Origin of the sequence: Sphaerospermopsis kisseleviana CS-549 (assembly GCF_028329225.1) — a bacterium.
In the GTDB taxonomy this organism is placed as follows: Bacteria; Cyanobacteriota; Cyanobacteriia; order Cyanobacteriales; family Nostocaceae; genus Sphaerospermopsis; species Sphaerospermopsis kisseleviana.
In genome coordinates this window covers 1-10176 of sequence record NZ_JAQMTI010000129.1, presented here as the reverse complement: position 1 = coordinate 10176, position 10176 = coordinate 1, and the positions used below count along the sequence as shown (strand labels likewise).

At 36.8% G+C, this 10176-nt stretch carries 9 protein-coding genes and 1 pseudogene; 7 read left to right on the top strand and 3 right to left on the bottom strand.

Features of this window, described 5'->3' with window-relative positions:
- Positions 1-163, top strand: a pseudogene (locus PN497_RS26005) (IS982 family transposase); the annotation flags it as partial.
- Positions 164-370: 207 nt separating this feature from the next.
- On the opposite strand, the gene PN497_RS11010 reads toward PN497_RS26005, so the two are convergent.
- From PN497_RS11010 to PN497_RS11000, 3 genes are all read right to left on the bottom strand, one after another.
- Positions 371-616 carry a hypothetical protein gene (locus PN497_RS11010; protein ID WP_096568544.1) on the bottom strand — a complete coding sequence of 82 codons (246 nt, stop codon included), beginning with the start codon at positions 614-616 and terminating at the stop codon, positions 371-373.
- Positions 617-1029: 413 nt separating this feature from the next.
- Positions 1030-2334: a site-specific integrase gene (locus PN497_RS11005; protein ID WP_096568542.1), complete on the bottom strand. Its 1305-nt coding sequence runs from the start codon at positions 2332-2334 to the stop codon at positions 1030-1032.
- 205 nt (positions 2335-2539) lie between these two features.
- Positions 2540-3157, bottom strand: a complete 618-nt coding sequence (locus PN497_RS11000) for a Uma2 family endonuclease (RefSeq protein ID WP_096568539.1) — start codon at positions 3155-3157, stop codon at positions 2540-2542.
- Between the two features lie 744 nt (positions 3158-3901).
- Here PN497_RS11000 and nifK point away from each other — a divergent pair.
- The 6 genes from nifK to PN497_RS10970 all read left to right on the top strand — a co-directional run bounded on the left by nifK (position 3902) and on the right by PN497_RS10970 (position 10135).
- Positions 3902-5437, top strand: a complete 1536-nt coding sequence (gene nifK, locus PN497_RS10995; protein ID WP_096568533.1) for a nitrogenase molybdenum-iron protein subunit beta — start codon at positions 3902-3904, stop codon at positions 5435-5437.
- Between the two features lie 280 nt (positions 5438-5717).
- Positions 5718-6044, top strand: a complete 327-nt coding sequence (locus tag PN497_RS10990) for a Mo-dependent nitrogenase C-terminal domain-containing protein (RefSeq protein WP_096568530.1) — start codon at positions 5718-5720, stop codon at positions 6042-6044.
- A 343-nt stretch (positions 6045-6387) separates the two neighbouring features.
- A complete protein-coding gene (nifE, locus tag PN497_RS10985; RefSeq protein ID WP_096572693.1) occupies positions 6388-7755 on the top strand; it encodes a nitrogenase iron-molybdenum cofactor biosynthesis protein NifE in 1368 nt (455 codons plus the stop codon).
- Between the two features lie 88 nt (positions 7756-7843).
- Positions 7844-9175 carry a nitrogenase iron-molybdenum cofactor biosynthesis protein NifN gene (gene nifN, locus PN497_RS10980; RefSeq protein ID WP_096568527.1) on the top strand — a complete coding sequence of 444 codons (1332 nt, stop codon included), beginning with the start codon at positions 7844-7846 and terminating at the stop codon, positions 9173-9175.
- Positions 9176-9242: 67 nt separating this feature from the next.
- Positions 9243-9662 (top strand): nitrogen fixation protein NifX, encoded by a 420-nt coding sequence (nifX, locus tag PN497_RS10975; RefSeq protein ID WP_096568524.1) that lies wholly within the window; start codon positions 9243-9245, stop codon positions 9660-9662.
- On the top strand, positions 9659-10135 hold the full coding sequence (locus PN497_RS10970) for a NifX-associated nitrogen fixation protein (protein WP_096568521.1): 477 nt from the start codon (positions 9659-9661) through the stop codon (positions 10133-10135). Before nifX ends, PN497_RS10970 begins: the two co-directional genes overlap by 4 nt.
- The last annotated feature ends 41 nt before the right edge of the window (positions 10136-10176 follow it).

Genomic DNA, 10176 nt, shown 5'->3' with positions numbered 1-10176 from the left:
GATTCAATATATAAAACAACATACTCGTCATTATATTGAAACCGTATTTAGTTCAATTACAATTGATTTTCCCAAATCCATTCATGCTGTCACCTATCAAGGGTTTTTACTGAAAGTTCAGGCATTTATTTTTGCCTTCACCCTGCAAGAAGCATTTATCTAATCAGTTACTATTCATACTTGTAATTTCATTATTACTGACCGTCGCTTCTGCATTCCAGGAGTCAATTTTTGATGACTTTCTTTCCATTTGAATCTCTACCGGCTACTTGGGTTATTACTTTATTGACCCATTTATTTCCCAAACTTCACCCTAGCGTTCACGAAGTGCAGCGTAGCTATCGCTCTTCCCCATAACTAGCAACTTGGGTTAATCTAATAGTTTAACACTGGGAAATTGCAAATGAGTGGTAAATCCCCACTGACTATAACCATAAGATGCTGGTTTCCAATTGGGGTTATCATCTCCTAAAACTGCGAAACTAAAGACTTTAAGACGATAGCGATTAAATAAACGATGATTATAAATAGACATCTCCACAATAGAATGTATTAATTTGTCATAAGTTGTAGGGGCGAAGCATTTGGGCGATAATTTAACGGAAAAATCAGACATCTAGATATCCCAAATGCTTCGCCCTGCCCCCATAAATAGGTTCTATAATTTCTTTTCTGTAGATGTCTAATATACATCCTTTCCGCAAAATCGTCTTGTTCTTGTCCTTGTATTTCTATGTGAATCAGAACTAACGCTTTTTCTCCATTCCGCAGGGTGACTTTTACCAGTTTATCCGCTAAACGTCTTCCTGTTTCTGCATCTCTAATTAGTTCTTGTAATTCGGTGTCTAGAGTTTCATACCCTTTTTCCCAGTCAATATCTTGATAAAATTCAGGAAAACAGTATTCTATGAATTGTTCAAGATAAACTGTAATCGCTTCTTTTCATGCACTGTCATAATCTGAGTTGGGTTGATAGTTCATCCCTGAAAATATATTTTTTGATATCTTGTAATTATAACATATCACATACTAAAAACTCCCTTTATAAACCATTTCCATTTTTAATTTTTCTAACTCAATCTTCAACTTTTCATTCTCTATCTTCAAAACCAAATTTTCATCCTTAATCACCTCAAACTCATTCCGCTTACTCAAAGCCTGATTTATTGCCAATTTCCGCATATCCAAAGAAAACCAACGTTGATAAGTTTTCGTGTGAATCTGCACACTATGACCTAAATTATCTGCTGCTGCTTTAATCGGAATCCCTAAAATATGCGCTCTAATTGCCCAACCATGCCGTAAATCATAGGGTTTAAAATCTAAGCCAACTTTCCTAAACCACCAACTAACTCTTTGAATTAAAGCTGTAATTTCTGCATGATTATTTTTATTTTTTTTACTAATTGCTGTCACCAACATTTCTAAATAATGGGGATTTCTTAAATCAAATTCTTCAATCCATTCTTTATATAAAGGTAAAGCTTCTCTTTCTCCTGTTTTACAAACTTTATCAACCTTCCAAGTTAAATCTATATTTTCATAACTTAACCACCAATCAACATCAGGATTAATAAATAATTCACGAGGACGTAAACCAAAAACCGCCAACATTCCATAAACCCAACGCCAAAGCAACCAGCTATCTTTTACATCTTGATTAACTTGTTTACCTCTATTATTTTCATATTCCTCAAATTTATAAAAACCTGCAACTATTTCCTTATCTGTGGGAATATTGCGAGAGTTAGTTTCCGGGGTTTTAGCATAGTTAGTTAAATTAATTTCAATCTTGAAAAGTTGACAAAATACAGAAATAGCTCTCACAGCATTATATCTTGCCCATTCCTTATCTATTTTCTCAATTGCGTGAATAAAATTTTCCCCAATTGCTAAATCATCTGCATTGGTATAGCGTTTGATTCGAGTATAATAATAAAAGAAAGTATGCTCACTTTTAGTTGTGCGTTTATGGGTTTTAAAATATTCAATTTCAAACTGTTCTAATAATTCGCCAATAGTTGGTAAATCATTTTTTCTAGTTTCCTTCCCTAAATATTTATCATTCCAAACAAAGGTTTTTCTGGCAATTAACTTTCCTAACTCATAAGCTTCTTCTTCTACGGTTTTTAATCCCTCCAAGTTAGCAGGAATGTTTAAACTGATGTTGTATTGCTTTTTACCTGTTTTTCTGATATCAGCATCTCCTGGTTTCAGGGGTAAAGTTGCCCGTAATTGCAGACATCCATTAGATTCTCGAATGGTAACTCTGGTTTTTGCAGACTTCAAACGCAGATTTACTTGCTGTATTTCCTGGGTTAAGTTGGTTTTCATGTTGGGTTTGTGGCGATCGCATCAAAATAAACAAATAAACCATAAAGAATTAATTCAAAACCCCTTGTTCTGGATCTTGAATTTGTGAATCTTGCATTTTTAATTGTTTATTAGAATAAACTTAAACCCGAAATAAATATGTTAACTGCAAACATCCAGAAAACAGATACCAAACTTCTACAATCATTTCAGTATCTCGACAATATTATACATTATAAATTTGACTAGCTTTAATGACATCTTCAACCGTAATATTTAATTCAGGAAAAGTAGGAGAAATAATTTTATCTGTACCTGTAAATGCTGTTTGTTGATATTTACCATCAACCAATTCATAAACAAACACCGTTGGTAACTTAGGATTTCCTAAATAACTACGAGAAGCTATAGCTAAATAATCCACTATCCAATATTCCTTAATTCCCAAATTTTCATATTCTTCTAACTTATCAACATAATCATCTTCCCAATTTGTTGATACTACTTCTACTGCTAATGGAATTGGTTCAATTAAAGCACCATAAGCTGTAACATTAGCATTCCATAAAGATGCAAGAACTACGCTCACATCAGGATTTCTTCCCCTCTGTTCTCCTTTATTAGTAATAGTTCTAATAACTATATCTTTATCTACAATATAATCAAGCTGTAATCGTTCACTCTCTCTATCAAAAGCCTTTACCAAAAATCTGGCTACATTTTTATGCGCTCTAATTGCTTCCACTTTAACAATTTCTCCGTTAACTAATTCATAAATACCATCATCAGGACGTTGTTGTAAGAATTGTATAAAGTCTAGTTTAGTTAAAGTTGTAATGCTCATAGTGTCTTCACTCAACTATCTGTAAATATTATTATAGCACTTGTCTGAATCAGAATGTCCAGGATTTAAGGATTTACAAGATGTTATTAGTTTGGTATCTAATAAATATGCCATTATGATTTATTCCTGCTGGTTTTAACTGTAGTTTCATAATTTGCTATAAATCATCTTTCCTTAGAAAATTCTCGATAATTGGCACTATTCTATTAATTAATCAATCTTTGTTTGATTGGGATTTCTCCCCAATTAATATTAATCATTCTCTTCTCTTGGTGTATATTGTAATTTTAGCTTAATTGTAACTTAATTTCAGTTTAAATACAAACATTAAGCATTCACAAACTATTAAACCATTAATAAAAATACTCCGGTCCTTACCACGGTTACGACGGATTCGCAATCTTCGCTCGTGACATGGATTTGGCACTCAACAGCCCAACCTGGGGATTAATCGGCGCTCCCTGGAACAAGTCTGCAAAGAAAGCTTTAAGAAAAGCTACAGCAGCAGTCTAGGTAACAACAGAGTAGGGGCAACCTTGGCCGGATAGGAAAAGTCTGGGGTTTAGCCCCAGGGGGGAGTAGGGAATTCAAAATTCAAAATCAAAAATTCTCAGTGTTGAATTTTGCATTCTGAATTTTGAGCCACATTCCCCACTCTCCACCAAAAACCGGCGGGAAAACCCCGCCTCTACGCCACCAAAAAATCACTGAAACACAACACACAGCAAGCTTGGAGAACTAGAAATGCCTCAGAATCCAGAAAATATTAAAGACCACGTTGAGCTATTCCACCAGCCAGAATACCAACAACTGTTCCAAAACAAGAAAGAATTTGAAAACGCTCACACCCCCGAAGAAGTTCAACGGGTTGCAGAATGGACAAAGACCTGGGAATATCGTGAAAAGAACTTCGCTCGTGAAGCTCTAACCGTTAACCCCGCTAAAGGTTGTCAGCCTTTAGGTGCTATGTTCGCTGCTGTGGGTTTTGAAGGCACTCTTCCCTTCGTTCAAGGTTCTCAAGGTTGTGTTGCTTACTTCCGTACACACTTAACCCGTCACTATAAAGAACCATTCTCCGGCGTTTCTTCTTCCATGACTGAAGACGCTGCGGTTTTCGGTGGTCTGCAAAACATGATTGATGGTTTGGCTAACGCTTACGCATTGTACAAACCCAAGATGATCGCAGTTTGCACCACCTGTATGGCTGAAGTTATCGGTGATGACTTAGGTGCGTTTATCACCAACGCTAAAAACGCTGGTTCAGTTCCCCAAGACTTCCCCGTACCCTTCGCACATACTCCTAGCTTCGTAGGTTCTCACATCACTGGTTACGACAACATGATGAAGGGCATTCTTTCTAACCTGACCGCAGGTAAGAAGAAAGCTACCAGCAATGGCAAAATCAACTTCATCCCCGGTTTTGACACCTATGTAGAAAACAACCGTGAAGTTAAGCGCATCGCTGAATTGATGGGCATTGACTACACCTTGTTATCTGACAACAGTGATTATGTTGACGCACCTAACGACGGTGAATTCAATATGTACCCCGGTGGTACAAAGTTAGAAGATGCAGCAGACTCCATCAACGCTAAAGCTACTGTTGCTCTTCAAGCTTACTCCCTGAGCAAGACCCGTGAATACATTGCTAAGGAATGGAAGCAAGATGTTTGTGTTGCTCGTCCTTGGGGTATCAAGGGTACAGACGAATTCTTGATGAAACTCAGCGAACTAACTGGTAAGCCCATTCCTGCTGAATTAGAAGTAGAACGTGGTCGTGCAGTTGACGCTATGACCGACTCCCATGCTTGGGTACACGGTAAGCGTTTCGCTATCTACGGTGATCCTGACCTAGTTTACAGCGTTGTTAGCTTCATGTTAGAAATGGGTGCTGAACCTGTACACATTTTGGTTCACAACACCAACGAAGTATTTGAAAAAGAACTGCAAGCACTGTTAGATTCTAGCGAATTTGGTAAAGACGCTAAAATCTGGGGTGGTAAGGACTTATGGCACTTACGTTCCTTGTTGTTCACCGAACCCGTAGACTTGTTAATCGGTAACTCCTACGGTAAGTACCTGTGGCGTGATTGTGGTGTACCTTTAGTAAGAATCGGTTATCCAATCATGGACCGTCACCACTACCACCGCTATGCAACCATCGGTTACAAAGGTGTAATCAACTTGTTGAACTGGGTTGTTAACACAATCTTTGAAGAAATCGATCGCAACACCAACGTTGCTGGTAAGACCGATATTTCTTACGACTTAGTACGCTAAGAATATCAACAGTCAGGTGTTAAAAAACATCTGACTACTAGCAAAACAACAAAGAATAAATGGGGATTGGGTATTATTTCCCAATTCCCTATTCCAGTAAATCACAACAGGAATCGTAGGGGCGAAGCATTCGGAAAATAGCCGTCGACAAAAATTGATAATTAATCGCCCGAATGCTTCGCCCGTAGAGCAGTCAGAATAATTGAATGCTGATTACTGATTACTGATTACTAATTACTGATTACTGATTACTAAATTGTAGTTATCTTAGGTTTGCATTATGGCATCTATTCCCCATTCTCATCCACATCCTAACTATCATCCACCCAGCTACCAAAACCCCGGAAACTTTGACATTTTCCGTCCCCTGAGAAAGTTAGTAGATGGTATCCCAGTTAAAAATAATCGCCTAGCCCATCTAATTTGTCGAGTAATTCCCTGTTGTTGTCCTTTCGAGCGAGATATTAATTTATTTGGTCGCACTTTCCATATTCCCGCAATTTGTCAAATCAATCCTCTGTATAACGAAGTTGTCGGTTTACGATTTCGGGCTTTGTCATATCTTGTTGACGAATGTGGCGAAGATGTGACGCAATATATTTGCTAAACATCAATTATTATTCATTACCCATTACTTTTTTCTTGGTCATTAGTCATTGGTCATTAGTCATTGGTCATTAGTATTGAACTAAACAGAAGAGCAATTATCAAGGATTGATGTTATTAAAATTCAGTTACAGATAAATAGATATCTTTTCTGAAATTTTAACTGTGTAAATCTAATATTAAGAGGAATTTTGCGGTAAGTCTATATAGTTTTGCAGAAATGTTGAATGTCAGAAATCAGGATTTTCCATAGCAGCGTAGCCTTAAAAAGCTGATGACTGATTACTGATAGCTGAATGCTGACAATTTTAATTAATAAAAATCAACCCAGGCGAGACATAAATATGAAAATGACCCAAAGCAAAATTAACGAACTTCTGAATGAATCAGGATGCGAACATAATCAAAAAAAACAAGGAGAAAAGAAAAACAAATCCTGTACCCAACAAGCTCAACCTGGTGCTGCTCAAGGTGGTTGTGCTTTTGATGGCGCAATGATAGCATTAGTGCCTATTACCGATGCTGCTCATTTGGTACATGGTCCTATTGCTTGCGCTGGTAACTCTTGGGGAAGTCGCGGAAGTTTGTCTTCTGGACCAATGCTTTATAAAACAGGTTTTACCACTGATTTAACAGAAAATGATGTGATTTTTGGTGGTGAGAAAAAACTTTATCAAGGCATTCTCGCAATTCACAAACGTTACAAACCAGCCGCAGTTTTTGTATATGCTACTTGCGTAACTGCTCTTATTGGTGATGATATGGAAGCAGTTTGTAAAGTAGCAGCAGAAAAAATTGGTGTTCCGGTTGTTCCTGTTATTTCTCCTGGTTTTATAGGTAGTAAAAATCTGGGAAATCGCTTTGGTGGTGAAGCTTTATTAGATTATGTAGTCGGTACTGCTGAACCAGAATATACTACACCTTATGATATTAATTTGATTGGTGAGTACAATATTGCTGGGGAAATGTGGGGCGTTTTACCTTTATTTGAAAAGTTAGGTATTCGCGTTTTATCTAAAATTACTGGCGATGCTCGCTATCAAGAAATAACCTATGCTCACCGTGCTAAATTGAATGTGATGATATGCTCACGGGCATTATTAAACATGGCGCGGAAAATGGAGGAACGTTACGGTATTCCTTACATTGAAGAATCATTTTATGGTATAGATGATATTAACCGTTGCCTGAGAAATGTCGCTGCAAAATTAGGTGATCCTGATTTACAAGCACGGACAGAAAAATTAATTTCTGAAGAAACAGCAGCTTTAGATATTGCCCTTGCACCTTATAGAGAAAGACTCAAAGGTAAACGAGTTGTACTCTATACTGGTGGTGTAAAAAGTTGGTCAATTATTTCGGCAGCTAAAGATTTAGGAATAGAAGTTGTTGCCACCAGTACCCGCAAAAGTACAGAAGAAGATAAATCCAAAATCAAGAAATTGTTAGGCAATGATGGCATTATGTTAGAAAAAGGAAATGCCAAAGAATTGCTCAAGTTAGTGGAAGATACAAAAGCTGATATGTTAATAGCTGGGGGAAGAAACCAGTACACAGCATTAAAAGCCAGAATCCCATTTTTAGATATTAACCAAGAACGTCATCATCCCTATGCTGGTTATATGGGAATGGTAGAAATGGCACGGGAATTATACGAAGCTTTGTATAGCCCAATTTGGGAACAAATTCGTAAACCCGCACCTTGGGAATAAATTAAAAATTGATAATGGATAATTGATAATGGAAAATTATTAATTATCAATTGTCAATTTTCAATTTTCAATTATTGAGATTATATTTATGGCACTTGTTACACTTCCAGAAAAATCTGTTTCTGTTAATCCCCTTAAACAAAGTCAGGCTTTAGGCGCATCTTTAGCTTTTTTAGGATTAAAAGGAACTATCCCTTTATTTCATGGTTCTCAAGGTTGTACTGCTTTTGCAAAAGTTGTTTTAGTTCGGCATTTTCGGGAAGCGATTCCTTTAGCTACTACCGCAATGACGGAAGTTACTACCATTTTAGGTGGTGAAGAAAATGTTGAACAAGCAATTTTAACAGTAGTAGAAAAATTACAACCAGAAATTATTGGTTTATGTACCACTGGGTTAACTGAAACTAGAGGAGATGATATTGAACGTTTTTTAAAAGAAATTAGAAAACGTCATCCAGAATTAGATCATTTAGCCATTATTTTTGCTCCCACTCCTGACTTTAAAGGTGCATTGCAAGATGGTTTTGCAGTTGCAGTAGAAAGCATTGTTAAAGAAGTTCCCAAAGCAGGAGGGGTAAAACCAGAACAAATCACAATTTTAGCGGGTTCTGCATTTACTCCGGGAGATGTTCAAGAAATCGAAGAAATGGTTAAATCCTTCGGTTTAGATCCTATTTTTGTGCCTAATTTGGGAGCTTCTTTAGATGGACATTTAGAGGATAATTATAGTGCTATAACTGCTAGTGGTACAACTATCAAACAATTGCAATCTTTAGGTAGTTCTGCTTTCACTATTGCATTAGGTGAAAGTATGCGAGGAGCAGCTAAAATTCTCCAGCAAAGGTTTAACACAGACTACGAAGTTTTCAGAGATTTAACAGGTTTAGAACCTGTGGATGAGTTTCTACAAGCCTTATCTGTGTTAAGTGGAAATCCCGTACCAGAAAAATATTGTCGCCAACGTCGTCAGCTACAAGATGCGATGTTAGACACTCATTTTTATTTTGGTGCAAAACGGATTTCTTTAGCCTTAGAACCGGATTTAATGTGGTCTATGGTGCATTTTCTCCAGTCAATGGGGGCGCAAATTCATGGGGCTGTAACTACCACAAAATCACCTTTATTAGAGCATCTACCCATTAAAAATGTGACTATTGGCGATTTAGAAGATTTGGAAGATTTAGCAGTAGGTTCTGATTTATTAATTGGAAATTCTAATGTTAATACTATTGCTAAACGTCTTTCTATTCCTCTCTATCGTTTAGGTATTCCTATTTACGACAGATTAGGAAATGGCTTATTTACCAAAGTAGGCTATCGCGGTTCTATGGATGTTTTATTTGGTATTGGCAACCTATTTATAGAACACGAAGAAGCATTAATGATGAAACAATGGGAACAGGTAATAGGTGACAGGTGACAGGTGACAGGTGACAGGTGACAGTTAATAAGCTGATTACTGATTACTAATTACTAACAAAGGACAAATGAAAGTGAAAATTGCATTTACGACAACTGACAGAATTCATGTTAATGCTCATTTTGGATGGGCTAAGGAAATTGATGTCTATGAAATTACAGATGAAGGATATCAATTTCTAGAAACTTTAACCTTTGATGGTGATCTTAAAGAAGATGGTAATGAGGATAAAATTACCCCTAAACTTGAGGCTTTAAAAGATTGTACAATAGTTTATGTAGTGGCTATTGGTGGTAGTGCGGCCGCTCGTTTAATTAAGCATGGTGTGACACCTGTTAAGGCGAAATCTGAAGAAGAAAAGATTGAAGAAATCTTGACTAAATTAGTGCAAACTTTGAAAGGGAATCCTCCACCTTGGTTGCGTAAAGCTTTAGGTCAAAAGAAATCTAACTTTTTAGAGGAAATTGAAAACGAAGCTGCGGTATGAGTGAAAATAATAGTGTGAACGGAAACGCAACAAGCACGATAATTTCTTCACCTTTTCTGAAAACATTAGTCCAACAAATTCGAGCTAATGATAGCTATGGATTTTACAAAAATTGGTCTGATGAATTGATTCTTAAACCTTTTGTGGTGACAAAACAAAAGAAAAAAGAAATTTCTACAGAAGGTGAAGTTGATCCAGCTACTCTTTCTCGCATTAATGCTTTTTTTAGAGCGATCGCCTCAAGCATAGAAAAGGAAACTGGATTACTTTCTAATGTGGTAATTGAATTAGGTCATGAAGGTTTTGGTTGGGCTTTAGTTTTTTCTGGACGATTATTATTAACTATTAAAACCTTACGTGATGCTCACCGTTTTGGTTTTGAATCTCTAGAAAAGCTGAATGAAGAGGGAGAAAAGTTTGTTGAAAAAGGAATTGAATTAGCCAAACGTTTCCCCGAAGTAGGCAATTTGTAATATTTGGTGATTGGGGACTGGGGACTGGGGACTGGGGACTG